This is a genomic window from Gluconobacter japonicus (genome assembly GCF_015244665.1).
GTDB lineage: Bacteria > Pseudomonadota > Alphaproteobacteria > Acetobacterales > Acetobacteraceae > Gluconobacter > Gluconobacter japonicus.
Genome location: NZ_JABCQN010000003.1, coordinates 348,697 through 368,053, shown reverse-complemented (window position 1 = coordinate 368,053; position 19,357 = coordinate 348,697). Strand labels below are relative to the sequence as shown.

The following is a 19,357-nucleotide window of genomic DNA, read 5'->3' as shown; positions in this document are numbered from 1 at the left end:
GATGAACCAAGGAGAAGATTGCCACCATGAACGATGTCACACTCGTTACAGGGGCTACCGGGTTCGTCGGTTCTGCTGTTGCCCGCGTGCTCCGGGAACGTGGGCACCGCCTGCGTCTGTTTATTCGGGAAAACTCGGACCGATCCAACATTACAGAGCTCGACGCGGAACTTGCCATCGGAGATCTTTCCGATCCCTCGACTCTTCCGGCAGCGCTTAAAGGCGTAAAAATTCTTTTCCACGTCGCGGCTGATTACCGACTCTGGGTTCCCGACCCCGCAGTGATGATGAAAGCCAATGTGGAGGGGACGCGGAACCTCATGCTGGCTGCCCTGGAGGCCGGCGTAGAGAAGATCGTGTACTGCTCTTCCGTTGCGGCCCTTGGGCTCAACAAGGACGGTACGCCGGCAGACGAAGAAACCTACGTCACGGAAAGCACCGTTATCGGGACCTACAAGCTTTCAAAGTACCGGGCAGAACAGGAAGTTCTGAAGCTGGTTCGTGAAAAGGGACTTCCTGCAATCATCGTCAATCCCTCGACGCCGATTGGTCCGCGCGACATTAAGCCAACACCCACAGGTCAGATGATCCTCGATTGTGCATCCGGTCGGATGCCAGCCTATGTGGAGACAGGCCTCAACATCGTGCATGTTGATGACGTTGCCGAAGGGCATGTTCTGGCGCTTGAACGCGGCAAGATCGGCGAGAAATATATTCTCGGCGGGGAGAACATGATGCTGGGGGATCTTTTTCGTCTCACGAGTGAGATTGCCTGCGTCAAACCGCCCCGCATCAAGCTCAGGCAGTCGTGGCTTTATCCGGTGGCTGTCGTATCTGAATGGCTGGCTCGAGGCTTTGGAATTGAGCCGCGTGTCACCCGTGAAACACTCGCCATGTCTCGGAAGCTGATGTTTTTCTCTTCGATGAAGGCGCAGAGGGAACTTGGCTATGCCCCCCGGCCTGCAAGGGACGCCATAGCGGACGCCATTTCGTGGTTCCGTCTGCATGGACGGATGAAATAATGCTCTATGGAAGTGCACTCACCAGCCTTGGCGCCTGGATCTACCTGACGCTCTTCCATGGAAAATTCTGGCAGGGCGGACCGGTTCTCAAACCTTCCACCGCTCCGCCCTGTGCCCCTGACGTCGCAATCGTCGTGCCCGCGCGGGATGAAGCCGCGTCGATTGAAGCGTGCCTGACGTCGCTACTTGAACAGGATTATGACGGGAAACTGTCGGTCATCCTAGTAGATGATAACAGCACAGATGGAACAGGCGATCTGGCCCGCACCCTGTCTGACCCACACAAACGTCTCACCGTCCTGACCGGTGCTTCGCGTCCTGCCGGGTGGAGTGGCAAGCTCTGGGCTGTCAATCAGGGCGCGCAGGAGGCATTGGACCACATTGGGCCTTACGGATACATCCTGCTAACCGACGCAGATATCATGCATGCGCCGAAGCATCTTTCGACGCTTCTCGCCAAGGCCCGTGCAGACGATCTGGATCTTGTTTCCGAAATGGTGGCTCTGAATTGTGAGAGTTCTGCAGAGCGCTTTCTGGTTCCGGCCTTCGTCTATTTCTTCGCCATGCTGTACCCTTTTGCATGGACGGCAAACGAGCGATCCAAAATCGCAGGCGCAGCAGGAGGGACCATTCTGCTTCGCCGACGCGCACTGGAGCGGATTGGTGGCATTGAGGCTATCCGGGGAGCACTCATCGACGATTGCACCCTTGCAGCGCATGTCAAACGCTCCGGCGGCCGCCTCTACCTGGGCCACAGCGCGCTCGCATGGTCGGTTCGACCATATCGTGGCGCGAAAGACATCTGGGAAATGATCGCCCGGACGGCTTACGTCCAACTCCGGCAATCGCCGCTCCTGCTTCTTGTGACCATTTTCGGAATGACGCTGATCTGGCTCCTTCCTATCGGACTGACCGTTTTTGGGAAAGGGCGTACGAGAAAGGTTGGACTACTGACCTACCTCCTATCCTGCGCTACATTTCTTCCAACCCTGCGACGGTTCGGACTTCCCTTATGGCGCGCGTTGCCGCTGCCGCTGATTGCCGCCTTCTATATGGCCGCAACCATCGGCTCGGCGATCGACCATCACAGGGGCGTTGGCGTACGCTGGAAAAATCGCTCCTATACGGATGAGGCATCGTGACAGAAGACATCTGGGGGACGAAAGACGTCACCTCTGACAAAGGCAAAACCGACGAGAATTTCCCCGTTGGTTCTTTGCTGATTTCCCGCCATCTCCGCCCGTATGTTCATACCTATTACAATTTCGCCCGCGTGGCGGATGACATGGTGGATACATCCGAACTAATCCCGCAGCAGAAAATTGCCCGACTGCGTGGGATGGCGGCCGTCATCAGAGGAGAACTACAGGCTCCGCAACGAGCCGATGCCCAGACAGCGGTGAAACTGAGAGATGTTCTTCTCAAGACAGGCGTACCGCTAGAGACAGCGACAGATCTTCTTGAAGCATTCTGCATGGATGCAGAGAAAACAAGATACGAAAGCTGGCAGGAACTCCTGCATTACTGCCGGTATTCCGCCAATCCTGTCGGTCGGTTCTTACTGCTGCTTCACGCAGAAGGGCACGAAACCCTTGCACCTTCAGATGCTCTGTGTTCAGCGCTTCAGGTGATTAATCACCTGCAGGATGCAGCAAAAGATCTTCAGGTTCTGGACCGCTGCTACATTCCACTACCCTGGCTTGAGGAAGAGGGCGTTAATATTGACGACCTGAGGCTGGTACGCAGTAAGCCCGGCCTGAGACGGGTTTTCGACAGGATGCTGGATGGGGTGGATGCACTGAACCGTGAAGCACGCGGTCTTCCAATGCTGATCCGGGATCGGCGGATGCGGCTGGAGGCCGCTGTCATTGTGGAACTGTCGCATATTCTGGCCAAGCGCCTGCGCCGACAGGACCCGGTGGCCGAACGGGTTGCCCTTACAAAAGCCGACGGGGCAAAAGCTCTGCTTCTGGCAATGCGCTACTGGCCGACGCACTGAATAAAAAAAACGGGAGGCCAGAAAGCCTCCCGTTTGAACTATCAGCCGATGATGCGGTCCAGTGCCGCACAGAATTTCTTCATTTCACTCATCGAGCCAACCGTGATGCGGGATGCATTGGGCCAGACCGGCCAGGAACGACCAATGATAATGTTTTCCTTCAGGAATGCCTCCTTGATCGGCCCGGCAGGCCGCTTCCAGTCAATAACGAACATATTTGCATCAGACGGGATAAAGCTGATCCCCTTTTTCTGAAGATGGTCGTAGGTCATGGCGCGGGCCGCAATCATCTCACGACGACGGGCATCGATATCGGCCTTCATGGTGAGGCTCTTCGTGCCACACACAACCGCCGGGATAGGCAGCATGTGTGTCTGGTTTACGCCATCGTAGCGCATCATTTTTTCATGAAGGGCAGGGGGAGCCATGCTGAAGCCGAGGCGCAGGCCAGCCATTGCGAACATTTTCGAGAATGTTCGCAGAACGACAACATCCCGCCCTTCGGCAACAAGCGCAACAGCGCTCGGAGCATTGGAGAAGTGGATATAAGCTTCATCGACAAGAACGATGGAGTCTTTCGGCTTGTTCGCGACCAGCCAACGAATATCTTCCAGCGGCGTCAGTGTACCGGTCGGATTGTTGGGCGAACAGATATAATAAACGCCAGCGTTCGGATCCGCCTTCAGCATCGCCTTTACGTCGGTTTTGTAACCGTTTGACGCATCCAGAGGCACTTTTTTAAGCGGAATCTGGAGCCATTCAGACGCGACCCAGCCCGCTTCGTAGCTCGGATCAGCCGTCACAAGGCCACGGGTCGGAGAACAGAACGTCACAATCGTACGGCAGAGTGGATCAGAAGACCCGCCCCAAGGCAGAATGCAGTTCTCTGGAATATTATCAATCTTGGCAGCCGTGCTGATCAGATCTTCGCGCGTATGACCCGTAGGGTCGTAGCGGTTTCCTTCGAAAACCGCAGCAGCACCAGCCTTGGCAGCAGCGGGGAAAGGACCGGTCCAGCACTCATTGCTGCCAATACGGACCATTTTGGTCACATCGCCAGGCGGGAGTGCCGTGAGAGGGGAGGCCTCAGCGCGCCCAACGATAGACCGTACCGCCATGCCTGCACTCAGAAGTGCAGCTACGCGGCCCAGACTACGACGGGAGTAACCGCGTGAAAGGAGATCATCTTTTGCTTCAGAGGACAGGCGGTCGGTCATGCTCGGTTCACGCTCCTAGAATGTCTGAAAACATATTAGAAACGAAACGATCTGTCTGTCAAAGGGCCAATTGAGTTCCAGTTTCAATATTCAGGATTTTGTTTGTCTACCGGAACAGACGTAGGTTCTCCTTCTGCACCAGCATACGTCAGAAGGAGAATGGTCGGTTCGTTTCCTGACACACCGCGATGAACGTCATTCACGGACTCCGCAAAAGCTTCTCCCTGATGAAACGTCTGACTTTTACCACTTTCCTTGTCCTGAATTGTCAGGGAACCCTGCAGAACATATCCCGCATTCGGAAACGGATGTTTATGCCAGGGCAGGGCCGTATGGGCCGGGATCGTCAGGCGAATCATGCTGAGCTCCGGCTGGGCCGTCGTATAAGGCGCGTAGGCTACGCCGTTCCATGAATGCGTGGCTTTCAGAAGATGATCGGCATGGGCTTTGGCTGACGACGATTCTGCTTGAGCCACAGACAAACTCGAACAGACAGCGATGGTGGCAAGAAAGAGACTGAACTTCATGGGACCTCCTGATGGAAGGGTGTTGCCTTTTGGCATCATAGGAACGTATGGCATCCCATTCCGTTCGAGCCGACTTTGTGACAGGCCCGTTTGGCGTTAGAACGCAGCATTTCTGAAACAGGACAGGGGACAGACATGGTTTTCAGCAGGGCGCGTGCTTCTTCCGGTCTTCCCTGCGCGCAGGCCGATCTTGACCATGTGGAGCATATCGTTACTGCATCCGGCACGTCTTTTGCGCGTGGTATGAAGGTTCTGCCGACAGCAAGACGTCAGGCCATGTTTGCAATCTATGCCTTCTGCCGCGAGGTAGACGATATTGCTGACGGTGATGCAGGAGTTGCAGATCCGCTGCAGGCTCTGCAGGAGTGGCATGACCGCATCGAGCGCCTTTATAAGGGTGAAACGCGCGATGCTCTGGACCGCGTGCTTGTAGCGACCATTTTTCGTTTCGATCTGCGGGCTGAAGATTTCCACGCTATCATTGACGGAATGGCCATGGATTGCGGTGATCCCATCATCGCACCAGATGAAAAAACGCTTGATCTGTATTGTGATCGCGTTGCGTCAGCAGTTGGCCGGTTGTCCGTCCGGGCGTTCGGCGATTCTTCGCCAGCCGCCGACCTTGTCTCGAAGCATTTGGGAAGAGCGCTTCAGCTCACGAACATCCTGCGAGATATTGCTGAAGATGCCGAACGCAGCCGTCTCTATCTGCCGTCAGAACTGCTCGAACGCTTCAATGTTCCCAGCGATCCGAAAGAAGCCCTGTACGCTCATGGTCTGGATGGCGTAGGCCACATCCTTGCCAAACGCGCCCATGACCATTTCCGGGAGGCACGCCGTGCCATGAAGGACTGTGATCATAAGGCGATGCGTCCGGCGCGGATGATGGCAGCATCCTACGAGCCGGTTCTGAATGCTTTGGAAAAAAGAGGGTGGAAGAACCCTGAGGCGGTAGCAAAAGTCAGCAAAGGCTGGCGTGCGGTCCGCGCTCTGGCGGCATATGTGAAATAAGCCCATGAGCCACGTTCATATCATTGGTGGCGGCCTGGCGGGTCTTTCCGCGGCCGTCGAACTTGCCGCACAGGCCAAGGTCACGATTTACGAGGCGGGTCCGGCCTGTGGGGGACGAGCACGTTCATTTCATGACAAGACACTCGATGCCCTGATTGATAACGGCAATCATCTGATCCTGTCTGCAAATGGTCTGACCTTTCGTTATCTTGATATTCTTGGCGCCCGTCACACATTGAGTGGCCCGGGTATTCCAATTTTTCCCTACTATGATCTGCAGGACGATCTGGCGTGGACGCTGCGTTTATCCAAGGGAAAGATACCGTTCTGGGCACTTCCCGGTGGTCGCCGCGTGCCTGGCATGAAGCTCTCAGAACTTGCGTCTCTGGGACGCTTTCTGAAAGCCAATGACAATACGGTCGTTGAAGACTGCCTCAAACCGGGTCAGTTCAGCCGCCGCCTTTTAGAACCCTTTGCAATTTCGGTTCTTAACACAGACCTGCACACAGGAAGCGCGCTGCTCCTGGGAAATGTGATCCGCAAGTCTCTGGCGCAAGGTGGGATGGCGTGCTGTCCCTGGTTCCCTGAAATCGGACTTTCCGAAACGCTGGTGGACCCGGCTCTTGCCTACCTGCGGCGCTATCATGGAGAAATCCGTACCGGTGTGCGGGTCAGCGCAATCGAGCGTGAAAAAGGGCGTGTTACAGCCATCGAGACCACAGAAGGGCGAATTGAGCTTGGCCCGGAAGATCATGTCATCGTGGCTGTACCCGGACCTGTGGCACAAAGCCTGCTTCCGGAAATCATTGCTCCTGATGCTTTCGAAAGCATCGCGAATGCGCATTTCAAGCTCTCGGCTCCCGTCAAAGCACGGGGCGTCGTCGCGCAGGCACGATTTGTCGGGCTTGTCGGGGGTATTTCGGAATGGATCTTCCTGAAGGGTGACGTCCTGTCCGTAACAGTCAGCGCCGCCAATCGCTACACCGACCGCGACAGCAACGAAATGCTGGCTACGATCTGGTCTGAAATCAGACGCGCGCTTGATCCCGTTCTGCCTCAGCCCCTGCCTGTTGCGATGCCTCCAGCACGCCTGCTGCGTGAGAAGCGGGCTACGTTTGCCGCAACACCCGAGCAGAACCGCCGCCGTCCTACAGCCAAAACCGACACGGCAAACCTGGCACTTGCCGGAGACTGGACGAACACAGGCCTTCCTTCGACCATTGAAGGGGCAATCCAGTCAGGATTGGCAGCAGTCAGCGCTCTGGGATTCCGTTCAGCCATAAAACACACGGAATCGTGAGGCGCACTCACGAAGCTATGCCTGTAACACCACTCCCCTTTATGAGGGCTGCATGTCCCGGAAGACCTGAATAATGTTGATCTATCCAGACGAAAAAGAAGACCGCATGAGCGAGACCCTTTCCCACAAGCCCATTGAGGGAGATGACGTCACTCGTGCGATCGAGGGGGCTCATGCAGCCCTTGGCAAACGTCAGAAGGACGATGGGCACTGGGTTTTCGAGCTTGAAGCCGATGCCACCATTCCTGCTGAATACGTTCTTCTGGAACACTATCTGGATCGGATCGATCAGGAAAAGCAGAACAAGATTGGCGTTTATCTCCGTCGCATTCAGGGCGAGCATGGTGGTTGGCCCCTATACTTCGGTGGTGGCTTCGATCTTTCTGCAACGGTCAAAGCTTATTTTGCCCTGAAGGCCATTGGTGACAGCATTGACGCGCCGCATATGCGGCGCGCACGTGAAGCCATTCTGGACCATGGTGGCGCAGCGCGCTCCAACGTCTTTACTCGTATTCAGCTTGCGCTGTTTGGGGAAGTTCCCTGGGACGCGACACCTGTTATGCCGGTTGAGTTGATGCTCCTCCCCAGGAAGGCTTTCTTCTCTGTGTGGAACATGTCTTACTGGTCTCGCGCGGTGCTCGCTCCCATGCTGGCTGTGGGGGCTTTGAAGCCTCAGGCCGTCAACCCTCGCGGTATTCATATACAGGAACTGTTCGTCAAACCGCCATCTGAGGTCAAAGACTGGATACGCGGGCCTTACCGCTCTATCTGGGGTCGCGCGTTCAAGCATCTGGATACGGCGTTACGGCCAGTCCTGCCGCTCATCCCCAAGACAGTTCATGACAAAGCCCTCAAGGCGGCCATCAGCTTTATCGAGCCGCGCCTGAGCCGGGGCGGCCTCGGTGCAATCTATCCTGCCATGGCTAATGTGGTCATGCTGTATCGTGCCCTGGGTGTGCCGGATAGTGATCCGCGTGTTGTGACGGCATGGGAGTCCATTCAGGATCTTCTGGTTCACAAGGACGACGAAATTTACTGCCAGCCCTGCGTGTCCCCTGTCTGGGATACAGGGCTGTCCGGTCTGGCCATGATGGAAGCTGCGTCCGGAGCACATCCGACAAAGCGTGATGAAACCCTCGCAAAGCTGAAGAAAAGTGCCGAGTGGCTGAGAGATCGTCAGATCCTCGACGTCAAGGGTGATTGGGCAATCAACACGCCCGATCTGCGCCCAGGGGGATGGGCCTTTCAGTATGAAAACGATTATTACCCAGACGTGGATGACACGGCTGTTGTCGGCATGCTGCTGCATCGTGTTGATCCCGAAGAGAATCGTGAGACGATTGAGCGCGCCCGCGAATGGATCATCGGAATGCAGAGTACGAACGGAGGCTGGGGCGCGTTCGACGTCGATAATGACCTTGAGGTACTGAACCATATTCCGTTCTCGGATCATGGCGCACTCCTTGATCCTCCTACGGCAGACGTCTCGGCCCGGTGCATTTCCTTCCTATGCCAGCTTGGTCATCCGGAAGATCGCCCGGTGATCGACAAGGCTCTGGACTACCTCCGCAAAGAGCAGGAAAAAGAAGGGTGCTGGTTTGGGCGCTGGGGGACAAATTATATCTACGGAACATGGTCCGTTCTCTGCGCTTTGAATATCGCAGGCATTTCCTATGACGATCCCATGGTGAAGCGCGCTGTGAACTGGCTTGAAGATATTCAGCGTTCGGACGGCGGCTGGGGTGAGGATTGCGCGACCTATGAGGGCGCACCTCCGGGGATTTACAAAGAAAGCCTGCCATCGCAGACGGCTTGGGCTGTTCTGGGCCTCATGGCTGTGGGACGTAGGGACAGTGAGGCCGTCAAGCGCGGCATCAATTTCCTGATGTCCCAGCAGGATGAGAACGGGGAATGGCAGGAAGAAGCCTACAATGCCGTTGGCTTCCCGAAGGTCTTCTACCTTCGTTATCATGGTTACAAGCAGTTCTTCCCGCTTCAGGCCCTGTCCCGATATCGCAATCTGGGAACCAGCAACACGGGCCGAGTGGAATACGGTTTCTGATGCTTGGTGTTCTGGTTGGAATGAAGCAGGAAGCGCGCATTATCCGCCGCTTCCTGCCTGCTGCCCCGATTGCTCTGAGCAACGCGACAGCATCTGGCGCAGTAGAGGGAGCTGCACGGCTTGTTCAAGCAGGTGCAACCCGGCTGTTATCCTTTGGCTGTGCCGGGGGTCTATCGTCCAGCGTTGTGCCGGGAACGATCATCGTGGCAGACCGGGTCGTTGTTCAGGACAAATCCTACAACGCAGACATTGCTTTGAGCAGATGCTTCGGGGCCGATCATGCGCGCCGTGGAGGTCTTCTGCACAGCAACAACCTTATCGAGACAGCAGAAGAAAAAAGCCTTCTATACGGCCAAACCCGTTGCGTGGCGGTCGATATGGAAAGTGGCGCGGTTGCCCAGACAGGCAAGCCCTTTGCTGTGCTAAGGGTGGTCTGCGATGATTCGGACCGGGATCTGCCGCCTGCTGCTCGTGATGGCTTGAAAGATGGTGCCATATATCTTCCCGGATTGCTTGGCTCTCTCGTGAGACATCCCAAGCAGATTCCAGCCCTGATGGGACTTGGAAGAGACGCAGCAGCGGCCCAGAAGGCCATTGCCTTATTTCTGGAAACCTATCCGCCGCAGTTTTGAGAAAACGGTCGCGCCTACGAACGCAGCGATAACACCAGCTGGAACCAGCCATGGGAAGGCGATGGGGTGCCCATCAAGACGCACCATCGCCAACAGACCCAACACGGCAATAGATACCAGAAAACCAGCAATTCCGCTTGTTTCGTCCCGAGAATGCGCGAGCATGGCCAGCAGGAAAATGCCTAACGTCGCACCGTAGCTGTAGGACGCTATGGAGAGACCGAACACGACAGCAGAGCCGGTCGGGTGCGAAAACAACAAAGCGGTTGCGACTAGCAAAACAGCCCAGAACGATGTCGCCGTGCGCAGGGAGAGCGTGTTTTTAGGAAAGAAGTCACTTCTGGTTGCCGCAGCCATGGAATTCATTGCGCTGGAAAGCGATCCCATTGTCGCGGCTAAAATACCCGCAATCAGCAATCCGCGGAGAATCGGCGGTAATGTCAGAATAAACTTCGGAAAAAGTGCATCTGGCGCGCCCTGATACTCCGGCCAGAGAACATGCAGCCCAACGCCTATAAAAGAAAGCAATGCGAAGAGAAGCGCCACGACAAAGACGCTTCCGATCATCGCAGCACGCGCGCCTCCAAGAGTTCTGGCGGCAAGGCAGCGCTGTAGCATCAACTGATCCGTCCCGTGAGACGCCAGGGAGAGGATCGCTCCTCCCACCACGGCACCCGTTACCGAGAACGGGTTGGTGAAAGCGGGCAAACCGGATGTGAAGAGTGGGGCGGCATGAAAGACGGCAGGACCAATACGGTCAAACAGCACAATGCCACAGGCAGCACTTCCGCCCAGATAAAGAACAAGCTGGAGCGTATCGGACCACACCACAGCCTTCAGACCACCCGCCAACGTGTAGGCCAATGTCAGCACGACGATGCCTATGAGCAAAACGAAGTCAGGGACGGGGTATCCGATACTCGCAAACAGGAGGGAGACAGGAAGGATGCCTGCATAGAGGCGAACCCCTTCCGCCAGAAGACGTGTCAGGAGAAATGTGCCAGAGACGAGCTTCTGAAGACGATGACCAAAACGTTGTCCGACATACCGGTAAATGGATGTGGCGCCGCGCTCATGAAGCGGCAGAAACCATATCGCAACGGCAACGCGCCCAAACAGGTATCCCAGAGCCAGCCCCAAGAAGACATAGCCATGTAGAAAGGCAACGCCGGGAACACTAACGATTGTGAGTGTTGATGTTTCTGTGGCCACCAGTGACAGGCATATGGCCCAGGGCGGCAAATCCTTGTGAGGCTGCCGCGCCAATATTAGCGCGAAGACGGGCAGGGAGGCCAAGTACAGCAGGATTACGGTCAGGCTCTGGATCATCCTGTCCGTTCTGTAGCCGCAACATGTTCCGGTCAAGCGCGCAAACTGATGAGCGCTTCTGAAAAGCACTCATCAGAAGGGAGGTTAGTCTTCTTCGGTCAGACGTTCGGGACGAAACCCGGTAGCGATGACGTACAGCTCGCTTGATTCTTTTCTGGAAGCAGGCGGCTTGACGTGTTTGACGGAAGCGAAGGCCAGCTTCATGGAATCAAGCATCTGCTTTTCAGAGCCGCCCTGGAAAACCTTGGCAACAAAGCTGCCACCTTCGGCAAGAACCTGCATAGCAAAGTCGAGCGCACCTTCGGCAAGCCCCATGATGCGCATATGGTCGGTCGCTGCGTGACCAGTTGTATTGGGAGCCATATCAGACATCACAAGATCCGCAGGGCCGCCAAGAATTTCCTTCAGGCGGTCCGGCATTTCAGGATCGGTGAAATCACCTTCGATGATCTCGGCTCCACTCACGGGATCGACGGGCAGGAGGTCAACGCCCGCAATATGCCCTGCACCACGCTTGACGGCCACCTGTGACCAGCCACCAGGAGCCGCGCCAAGATCAATGACGCGCGCGCCTGGCTTGATGATGTGAAAACGGTCATCAATTTCGATCAGCTTGAAAGCGGCACGAGACCGCCAGCCCTGCTTCCGGGCGGCAGCCACATAAGGGTCATTCAACTGACGGTTCAGCCAGCGCTGCTGGGCCGTCGTACGGCCACGGGCAGTGCGGAGCGTGACGACCTTGTTACGGGCTGTCTGGGATGTAGAGGCGTCCTGTGTGGCATCAGCAGCCCCGGGGGCGGCTGCGCTCTTAAGAGCTTTTCCAGGGATGCGCTTGGGTCCCGTATCCTTTTTAGAAGAACCGGAGCGGGATCTGGGCGGCTTCATATCGTGGCGTAATTCCCGAGAGGGCCCCTTGAACGGGGCGTGACATGACGATAGGGCCTGCGGCGTTCCCGTGTGAAACGCTGGCCATGATCGCGGGCCATACGCAGCAGCATGCCGTCACGCAACCCCCGATCGGCAATCGTGACCTCTTCTATAGGCCATGCGCGGTGAATTGCCTCGAAAATTGCGCAACCCGGAAGAACATATTTCACACGATCCTCTCCCACGCATGGATGGGCGGAAAGATGATTTCTCGAAAGCCCGCGCAACGTATTGATGGCTTCGCGCATGACGTCGCCCGGCAACGTCAGGCCATCAATCGCCGCACGATTATAACGAGGCAGGGAAAGAGCCACACCAGCAAGGGTCGTCACCGTCCCCGAGGTTCCCAGAAGACAGGCATTCCCCTGGGTGATTTCCCTCCGGATGCGGTGAATATTCTCGAAATCAGCCAGATGACTCTGAACGTAAGACACCATCTCTTCGTATGAAGAGCCGTGACCCTCGCCGAACATTTCCTGAAGGGTAATGACGCCGACAGGCATACTGGTTGTGCCGATCAGAGTCTGGGACTTGCGAGCCTGATCCACCCGGACCCATGCAACTTCGGTTGACCCACCACCAATATCGAACAGAACGCCACGCTCAGCCCGGGCAGGGGCATGAGACGGCACACGGAAAAGCGGAGAGCAGCTTTCAAGAGCCAGTTCGGCTTCTTCGCGAGCAGTAATGATGTCGATGGTCAGGCCGATTTCGCTCTGAACACGCTCAAGGAACTCGCGACCGTTCGCCGCCTTGCGGCAGGCTTCCGTTGCAACGGCACGAACGTGGGAAAGGGGCCATTGCTTCATGCGTTCCACACAGATCCGCAGAGCATCCAGCGCGCGCGTCATGGACTCTTCAGCCAGGCGGCCACTCAAACGCAGTCCTTCGCCAAGACGAACGGAGCGGTTGAAGCTATCAACCACACGGAAACCATTGGCTGTTCCGGCAGCAATCATGAGACGGCAATTATTGGTTCCAAGATCAATGGCACCAAAGAACGGTCCGGTCTGACGGGTACTAGACGTCCGTACTGACGCCTGACCTGATAGCCTGTGCTCCGTTCCTTGCCTCATCATCTTGTTTAGGCTCCCGATTTGCCCGTTTTGGGACCTTGGATAAGCAGCATGAGACGGGAAAACGTCTGACCGCAAGAAAAATATCAGTTTTTCTAAAAAAAATGAAAATGCCCCCTTGCGTCACCCAGCCGTGATGGGTAAACACCCACTCACCGCTTGGGAGATAGTTTAGCGGTAGAACTACCGGCTCTGACCCGGTCAGCCCTGGTTCGAATCCAGGTCTCCCAGCCAAGAAATTCCTTAAAATCTACCGCAAAAAAGAGACTTCCCCTCCAGGGGGAAATTAGTCTATGAGGACCCGCCAACGGCCGGTCGGGCCTTTTGGCTCCCGGTTCTGATTTCAGCGTCTCACGACGCATGACCAACGGGGGCCAGCGGGCATGACATCTTCTTCCTGCACAACTGATCTAAGCGCACGCATTCGCGAGGCACTGGCATTTGACGATGTTCTCGTCGAGCCAGCTGAATCATCCGTGCTTCCGGCCCAGACGTCGACACGTACACGCCTTACACGCACCATCGAGCTGAACATTCCCCTGATGTCCTCCGCCATGGATACGGTGACGGAAGATGGCATGGCCATTGCCATGGCTCAGCAGGGCGGCATGGGCGTCATTCACAAGAACCTCTCCATTGAAGAGCAGGCCGAGCAGGTTCGTCGCGTCAAGCGCTTTGAATCCGGCATGGTGGTCAATCCCGTCACCGTTGGTCCAGACCAGACACTGGCAGAGGTCAACGCCATCATGGCCCGCCATGGCGTCTCGGGTCTGCCCGTTGTGGAAGACGGGACAGGCATCCTTGTTGGCATTCTGACCAATCGTGACGTCCGCTTCACGACGGATCTGAATACCCGCGTTCGCGATCTGATGACGAAAGAGAACCTTGTCACGGTTCTGAACGGCGCTGCGCCAGAAGAAGCCCGCGCACTGCTGCATCGCCACCGTATTGAAAAGCTTCTGGTTGTTGATGAGGGCGGTCGCTGCATTGGCCTGATTACGGTCAAGGATATGGACAAGGCCACAACTCATCCGCTCGCCATCAAGGACGATCAGGGCCGCCTGCGTTGTGCTGCGGCTGTTGGCGTTGGCGAAGACGGACTGACTCGCGCAGCGGCCCTCGTGGAAGCTGGCGTAGACGTCATTGTCGTAGATACGGCGCATGGCCACTCACATGGCGTTCTGAACACCGTCCGGACCCTTAAAGAGCGTCATCCCGCTCTTCAGGTCATTGCGGGCAACGTCGCCACGCCGCAGGCAGCGCGCGCACTTATTGAAGCCGGCGCCGACTGCATCAAGGTAGGTATCGGTCCGGGGTCCATCTGCACCACGCGTGTTGTTGCCGGTGTAGGCGTCCCTCAGTTTTCCGCCGTTATGGAAACCGCCGCGGCCTGTCATGAACTTGACGTTCCGGCCATCGCGGACGGTGGCATCCGGACATCCGGCGACATTGTGAAGGCTATCGGCGCTGGTGCTGACGTCGTGATGGTAGGCTCACTACTGGCTGGCACAGATGAAAGCCCGGGCGAAACGTTCCTGTATCAGGGACGCGCCTACAAGTCCTATCGGGGCATGGGTTCTCTTGGTGCTATGGCTCGGGGATCTGCGGATCGTTATTTCCAGGCGGAAGTCCGTGACACGCTGAAGCTTGTACCGGAAGGGATCGAAGGGCAGGTTCCTTATAAGGGTGGCATGGCCCCGGTCGTGCATCAGCTCGTTGGTGGCCTGAAGGCCGGCATGGGCTACACCGGATCTGCCACAGTTGCTGATCTTCAAGTCCGTACCATGTTCCGTCGCATCACAAACGCTGGCCTGCGTGAAAGCCATGTTCATGACGTGACAATCACACGTGAAGCCCCGAACTACCGTAGGGACTGACATTTCATATGCATTGGCCTCTCGCTTTGAGAGGCCAAACCGGCTACGGGGGCCATATGACCCCCGCAGCTCGCCTTTCCGGCGCCATTGATCTGCTTTGTGCGATCCAGAATGCGCCCCGCCGTCCCGCAGACGCCACCGCCAACGCTTTCTTCCGTGAACGCCGCTATATCGGTGGCGGAGACAGACGCGCCATTTCCACACTGGCCTGGGATGTGCTTCGTGGTTGGAGACGGCTGCACTGGCATCTGGAAGGCAGTCAAGGCGACATTTCTCCACGCCTGCTCTGCGCAGCCTCCATGCTGCTGTCTGGCACGACGATGGATCAGGTCCGGATGATGTTCAGCGGCGAGCGCTATGCCCAAAACCCTCTGACGCCGCGTGAGGATATCAACCTCAAGCATCTGGAAGGAAAAGAACTTTCCAGCCAGAAGCAACCAATCGCTATCCGCCTGGAATATCCGGATTGGATCGAGCCCGCGCTTCGCGAGACCTTCGGTTCCCGCATGGCGGATGAGATGGAAGCCATGCTGGGCGCACCCACACTGGATCTGCGCGTGAACCTTCTGAAGGGCACGCGGGAAGACGCTCTACGTGCGCTGAAGCGGGAAGGGCTAAATGCTGTTCCGACCAAGCTTTCCCCATGGGGTCTGCGCCTCGATGGGCGTCAGCCCGTCACGGCCGCACAGGCCTTCAAGGATGGCCTGGTCGAAATTCAGGATGAAGGATCGCAACTGGTTGTCGCGGCAGCTGATGCGCGCCCAGACAACCGCGTTCTGGATTACTGTGCAGGCGCAGGCGGCAAGACGCTCGCCCTTGCCATGACCATGGAAAATAAAGGCCATATCGTTGCCTGCGACGTTCACGAGAAACGCCTTGAAGGTGCGGTGAAGCGTCTGCGTCGGGCAGGCGTTCACAACGTTGAACGCCACCTTCTGGTGACAGGCGACAAATGGGCCAAACGTCGTGCTGCGAGCTTCGATCGTGTTCTGGTAGACGCGCCGTGTTCAGGAACGGGCACGTGGCGTCGCAACCCGGATGCACGCCTGCGCCTGACGCCAGAGGACATTCAAGAACTTGTTATCAAACAGTCCGAAATCCTTGATCGTGCAGCATCTTTGGTCAAACCGGGCGGCCGGATGATCTACGCGACGTGCTCTCTTCTGGCTGCTGAAAATGGCCAGCAGATTGATGCGTTCCTGAAGCGCAGGACGGACTTTGTTCGCGTTCCAACAGAAGATTTGCCTGACCTTCTTCCGGCTGAACTCCGCGAAAAGGCCCAGTTTTCCCTGACCCCGCTTCGGGACGGAACAGACGGCTTCTTCGCCTGCGTCATGCAGCGTCTGGAGCCCGTTGCTCGGACGGAAGAAGCTCCTTCCACATAACAAGAGCATCCACATAGCCGCGCTCGGGGTGGTTGAAGGCACCAGGAAGTGTTCCAACCACCCGGAAACCGAGACGCGTCCAGAGTGCGATGGCGCGGTCATTGGTGCTGACAACGAAATTGAACTGCATAGCCCGGTAGCCCAAGGCCTGCGCTTCTTTCAGGGCAAACTCACCCATTTGACGGCCAGCACCGTATCCGGGAGACGCGACGAAGGCCGCATTCCCGACATGTCGACCACCACCTGACTGATTATCCTGAAGATAAAAAGTTCCGACGATCTCACCGTCAGAACTTTCCGCCACAAACACGCGATGTTCGACAGCCATCCAATATCCGAGGGCCTGCCGACGGCCCCATGTCCTCGAAAGGGCATAGGTTTCGCCAGCCTTGAGAACAGGCGCAAGAACACGCCAGATCCCCTCCCGATCCAGGGATTGCGCAGGGCGGATGACCAGTTTCGATTCTGACATGCAGATACTCCCTGTAAAGTGAGACGGTTAGGCCCGAACCATGATCCGGGTTATGATGCCGGTTTCCAAGTCAGCACGGGACAGACGCGCTCTTACACATGCAGTATGATATCTTCCTCGGCATAGCCCTGACATTCGGGGCCGGAATGCTGGCCCAGTGGGTCGCCTGGCGGTTTCGCCTTCCCGCGATCGTCCTTCTCTTTACCATAGGACTGCTATTCGGGCCTGGGCTCGGCCTTCTGCACCCATCCGAGACGATGGGATGGGTCTTCCGACCACTGGTTTCGCTCCTTGTTGCCATCGTGGTGTTCGAGGGGGGAATGGCGCTGGACATTCGCCAGTTGCGGGAAGCCGGGGAGGGCGTCGCACGCCTGACGATGCTTGCCCTGCCCATCAACTGGGTCCTGGGGTCACTTGCAGCTCATTATGTCGCCCATCTCGAGTGGGGTACAGCGATGCTCTTCGGAGCCATCATCGTTGTGACAGGCCCAACTGTCGTGCTTCCACTCCTGCGCAGCGCCAAGCTTCAGCCCCGGGTCGCAGCTTTCCTGAGATGGGAAGCCATTGTCAACGATCCATTAGGCGCAATTCTTGCGGCAGTTGTTCTGCAACTGATGCTGCTGCATGTGGATCTGCACACTGGCGTATTCTTTACCCACACATTGCCAGACCTTCTGGCCGCAGCAACGGAATCCATTTCAGCCGGTATCCTTCCTGCTTATTTGATCCGCTATCTTTTCACGCGCGACATGATGCCGGAAATCCTCAAGACGCCGGTTCTCATTTCCATGGCGCTGGTCATCTTCACGGCCTGCAATCTGGAAATGGAAGGGGCAGGACTGGTTGCCGTAACCATCTTCGGTATGGCTCTGACCAACCTCCATGTTCCAGGCGTTGCCGAGTTGCGTCGTATCAAGGAATCCATGGTGGTTCTGGTGGTCTCGGTGCTGTTTATTCTGCTAACGGCCGACCTGCATCGGGATGTTCTCAAGCATCTTTCCATCCCGATCCTGATGCTGACCCTCGTTGTGCTGTTTGTCGTCCGGCCTGTAGGGATTTTCTTTTCCACGCTCGGCACAAGCATGCCCTGGAAAGAACGGCTCTTTGTTGGCTGGATCGCGCCACGCGGTATCGTAGCTGCGGCTGTTGCAGGTGCTGCGGGCATCCGCCTGAAGGAAACCGGCTATCAGTCCGCTGACCTGATTATGCCAGCCGTGTTCGCGGTCATTGCCGTCACAATGATCCTGCATGGCTTCTCGCTTCGACCCATTGCAAGAGCGCTAAAACTCACCCTTTCAAACGATCCGGCGATTGCCATTCTGGGTGCCAGCGGATGGTCCGTTGATCTTGCAGCGTGCCTGCACCGGGAAGGTATTCCAGTCCTTCTCGTGGACAACAGATCGAGTGCCCTGATGCCAGCGGCGCAGATGGATATTCCGGTTCTGCGCACGGAACTGTTGTCTCAGCACGGGCAGGAGGCCCTTGAGGAGCGCCCTGCTGATTACCTGATCGCGACGACGGGTGATGGTATTTATAACGGCATGATCTGTGGCCATCTGGCTCCGGCCATGGGGCGGGAACGCGTGTTCCAGATCAGCCCTGGTGTAGCGAGACTTGATTTTTATCACGGCCTGTCCCGTGATTCGCGTGGTAAGGTTCTTGGAGAACCTGCGTGGAACTACACCCTGTTCGATACGCTTTTTGAGCAGGGGTGGCGCTTTACGTCCCGCGTAGCAACAGACGCGAATGCAGGCGGTTTCGGAACGGATGATAACCGACTGGATATTCTCGTCAGTCGACGGACAGCCATCCTTATTCGATCCGCCGAGGACCCGACAACGGTTGTACCACTGCCGGGAGATCTGATGATTTCCATGGTCCCACCTACCGATCAGACCAAAGCGGAAGGGGAAGCGTCTTAGGGCGCTTCCACAATAATCGAGGTTAGCCCCTGTGCCAGGACGCGGCGGAGATCGCGTTCCTGTAAAGCGATGCACCCTTCCGTAAACCCCGTCACAGTCGGCAGATGCAGGAAAATTGCTGATCCACGCCCCGACTCGGGTTTGAGATCGTTCCATCCCATCACAATGCAGAGATCGTAAGCATGGTCTTCTCTCCACATTTTTTCGCATGAGGCAGCGTGCGGGAGAGTAACCGGCCGGTTGTAGTCGCAAGAACCCATGTCATCGCACCATCCATCTGATGGAGCAATCGGCTCAATGGGCAGGCCAGCGCCGGAAACCGGCCTTTCCGTACGGTCAGCACGATAGAGAATACGGCGGAGAGGCAACTCTCCGACCGGCGTCGCGTGGTCGCCTTCGCGCTTGTCAAGACGTATGCCGCCCGATCCAATCAAAGCCGGAATAATTTCGTTTCGGAAGTAGAGAAAAGCGCGGTTTTCAGCGATTCTCAAATTAGCTTTAGTCATCAGGCTGTTTTCTTTTCAATTTGCATTTGTCATACCTCATGTTGCAAGTTTGCTTCGCTTTCCAGCAATGGGGAGAGAAGAATTAGATGCGTG

The 19,357-nt window shown here is 56.7% G+C and carries 17 protein-coding genes and 1 tRNA gene; 11 read left to right on the top strand and 7 right to left on the bottom strand.

What is annotated here, in order from left to right:
* The first annotated feature begins 26 nt into the window (after positions 1 to 26).
* Genes hpnA through hpnC form a run of 3 tightly spaced genes read left to right on the top strand, consistent with a single transcriptional unit; the run spans position 27 to position 3,021 of the window.
* Positions 27 to 1,022, top strand: a complete 996-nt coding sequence (gene hpnA, locus HKD32_RS08185; RefSeq protein ID WP_010501810.1) for a hopanoid-associated sugar epimerase — start codon at positions 27 to 29, stop codon at positions 1,020 to 1,022.
* Positions 1,022 to 2,164 (top strand): glycosyltransferase, encoded by a 1,143-nt coding sequence (locus tag HKD32_RS08180; RefSeq protein ID WP_061931019.1) that lies wholly within the window; start codon positions 1,022 to 1,024, stop codon positions 2,162 to 2,164. Before hpnA ends, HKD32_RS08180 begins: the two co-directional genes overlap by 1 nt.
* Positions 2,161 to 3,021, top strand: a complete 861-nt coding sequence (hpnC, locus tag HKD32_RS08175; protein ID WP_061931022.1) for a squalene synthase HpnC — start codon at positions 2,161 to 2,163, stop codon at positions 3,019 to 3,021. Before HKD32_RS08180 ends, hpnC begins: the two co-directional genes overlap by 4 nt.
* 41 nt (positions 3,022 to 3,062) lie before the next feature.
* Here hpnC and HKD32_RS08170 read toward each other — a convergent pair whose 3' ends face one another.
* Positions 3,063 to 4,238, bottom strand: coding sequence for a pyridoxal phosphate-dependent aminotransferase (locus HKD32_RS08170; protein ID WP_061931025.1), 1,176 nt, complete (start codon positions 4,236 to 4,238; stop codon positions 3,063 to 3,065).
* Between the two features lie 83 nt (positions 4,239 to 4,321).
* Positions 4,322 to 4,765, bottom strand: a complete 444-nt coding sequence (locus tag HKD32_RS08165) for a cupin domain-containing protein (RefSeq protein ID WP_061931028.1) — start codon at positions 4,763 to 4,765, stop codon at positions 4,322 to 4,324.
* 135 nt (positions 4,766 to 4,900) lie between these two features.
* Here HKD32_RS08165 and hpnD point away from each other — a divergent pair, with 135 nt between their 5' ends.
* The 4 genes from hpnD to HKD32_RS08145 all read left to right on the top strand — a co-directional run bounded on the left by hpnD (position 4,901) and on the right by HKD32_RS08145 (position 9,770).
* Positions 4,901 to 5,776 (top strand): presqualene diphosphate synthase HpnD, encoded by an 876-nt coding sequence (gene hpnD, locus HKD32_RS08160; protein WP_061931031.1) that lies wholly within the window; start codon positions 4,901 to 4,903, stop codon positions 5,774 to 5,776.
* A 4-nt stretch (positions 5,777 to 5,780) separates the two neighbouring features.
* Positions 5,781 to 7,076 carry a hydroxysqualene dehydroxylase HpnE gene (gene hpnE, locus HKD32_RS08155; RefSeq protein ID WP_061931034.1) on the top strand — a complete coding sequence of 432 codons (1,296 nt, stop codon included), beginning with the start codon at positions 5,781 to 5,783 and terminating at the stop codon, positions 7,074 to 7,076.
* Positions 7,077 to 7,182: 106 nt separating this feature from the next.
* On the top strand, positions 7,183 to 9,138 hold the full coding sequence (gene shc, locus HKD32_RS08150) for a squalene--hopene cyclase (RefSeq protein WP_061931116.1): 1,956 nt from the start codon (positions 7,183 to 7,185) through the stop codon (positions 9,136 to 9,138).
* Entirely contained in the window at positions 9,138 to 9,770 is a 633-nt protein-coding gene (locus tag HKD32_RS08145) for a nucleoside phosphorylase-I family protein (protein ID WP_061931037.1), read from the top strand. The genes shc and HKD32_RS08145 overlap by 1 nt, the downstream gene beginning before the upstream one ends.
* On the opposite strand, the gene HKD32_RS08140 is transcribed toward HKD32_RS08145, so the two are convergent.
* The 3 genes from HKD32_RS08140 to HKD32_RS08130 all read right to left on the bottom strand — a co-directional run bounded on the left by HKD32_RS08140 (position 9,738) and on the right by HKD32_RS08130 (position 13,105).
* On the bottom strand, positions 9,738 to 11,099 hold the full coding sequence (locus tag HKD32_RS08140) for a sodium:solute symporter family transporter (RefSeq protein WP_061931039.1): 1,362 nt from the start codon (positions 11,097 to 11,099) through the stop codon (positions 9,738 to 9,740). The two genes, HKD32_RS08145 and HKD32_RS08140, sit on opposite strands and share 33 nt — an antisense overlap.
* 84 nt (positions 11,100 to 11,183) lie before the next feature.
* The gene (locus tag HKD32_RS08135) at positions 11,184 to 11,984 is read right to left on the bottom strand and encodes an RlmE family RNA methyltransferase (protein ID WP_023942314.1); all 801 of its coding nucleotides are present in this window, start codon (positions 11,982 to 11,984) and stop codon (positions 11,184 to 11,186) included.
* Positions 11,981 to 13,105, bottom strand: coding sequence for a Ppx/GppA phosphatase family protein (locus tag HKD32_RS08130; RefSeq protein ID WP_061931042.1), 1,125 nt, complete (start codon positions 13,103 to 13,105; stop codon positions 11,981 to 11,983). Before HKD32_RS08130 ends, HKD32_RS08135 begins: the two co-directional genes overlap by 4 nt.
* Positions 13,106 to 13,262: 157 nt before the next feature.
* Between HKD32_RS08130 and HKD32_RS08125 the strand changes: the two genes are divergently transcribed.
* From HKD32_RS08125 to HKD32_RS08115, 3 genes are all read left to right on the top strand, one after another.
* Positions 13,263 to 13,336 (top strand) — tRNA-Gln (locus HKD32_RS08125).
* A gap of 149 nt (positions 13,337 to 13,485) precedes the next feature.
* Positions 13,486 to 14,979, top strand: coding sequence for an IMP dehydrogenase (gene guaB, locus HKD32_RS08120; RefSeq protein WP_061931045.1), 1,494 nt, complete (start codon positions 13,486 to 13,488; stop codon positions 14,977 to 14,979).
* A gap of 56 nt (positions 14,980 to 15,035) precedes the next feature.
* A complete protein-coding gene (locus HKD32_RS08115; RefSeq protein ID WP_061931048.1) occupies positions 15,036 to 16,364 on the top strand; it encodes an RsmB/NOP family class I SAM-dependent RNA methyltransferase in 1,329 nt (442 codons plus the stop codon).
* On the opposite strand, the gene HKD32_RS08110 is transcribed toward HKD32_RS08115, so the two are convergent.
* The gene (locus tag HKD32_RS08110) at positions 16,312 to 16,836 is read right to left on the bottom strand and encodes a GNAT family N-acetyltransferase (RefSeq protein ID WP_228118869.1); all 525 of its coding nucleotides are present in this window, start codon (positions 16,834 to 16,836) and stop codon (positions 16,312 to 16,314) included. The two genes, HKD32_RS08115 and HKD32_RS08110, sit on opposite strands and share 53 nt — an antisense overlap.
* A gap of 98 nt (positions 16,837 to 16,934) precedes the next feature.
* On the opposite strand from HKD32_RS08110, the gene HKD32_RS08105 reads away from it, so the two are divergent.
* Positions 16,935 to 18,758 (top strand): cation:proton antiporter, encoded by a 1,824-nt coding sequence (locus tag HKD32_RS08105; RefSeq protein ID WP_194257824.1) that lies wholly within the window; start codon positions 16,935 to 16,937, stop codon positions 18,756 to 18,758.
* Here the strand turns inward: HKD32_RS08105 and HKD32_RS08100 are convergent.
* The gene (locus HKD32_RS08100; protein WP_194257823.1) at positions 18,755 to 19,264 is read right to left on the bottom strand and encodes a L,D-transpeptidase family protein; all 510 of its coding nucleotides are present in this window, start codon (positions 19,262 to 19,264) and stop codon (positions 18,755 to 18,757) included. The genes HKD32_RS08105 and HKD32_RS08100 overlap by 4 nt on opposite strands.
* Between the last annotated feature and the right edge of the window lie 93 nt (positions 19,265 to 19,357).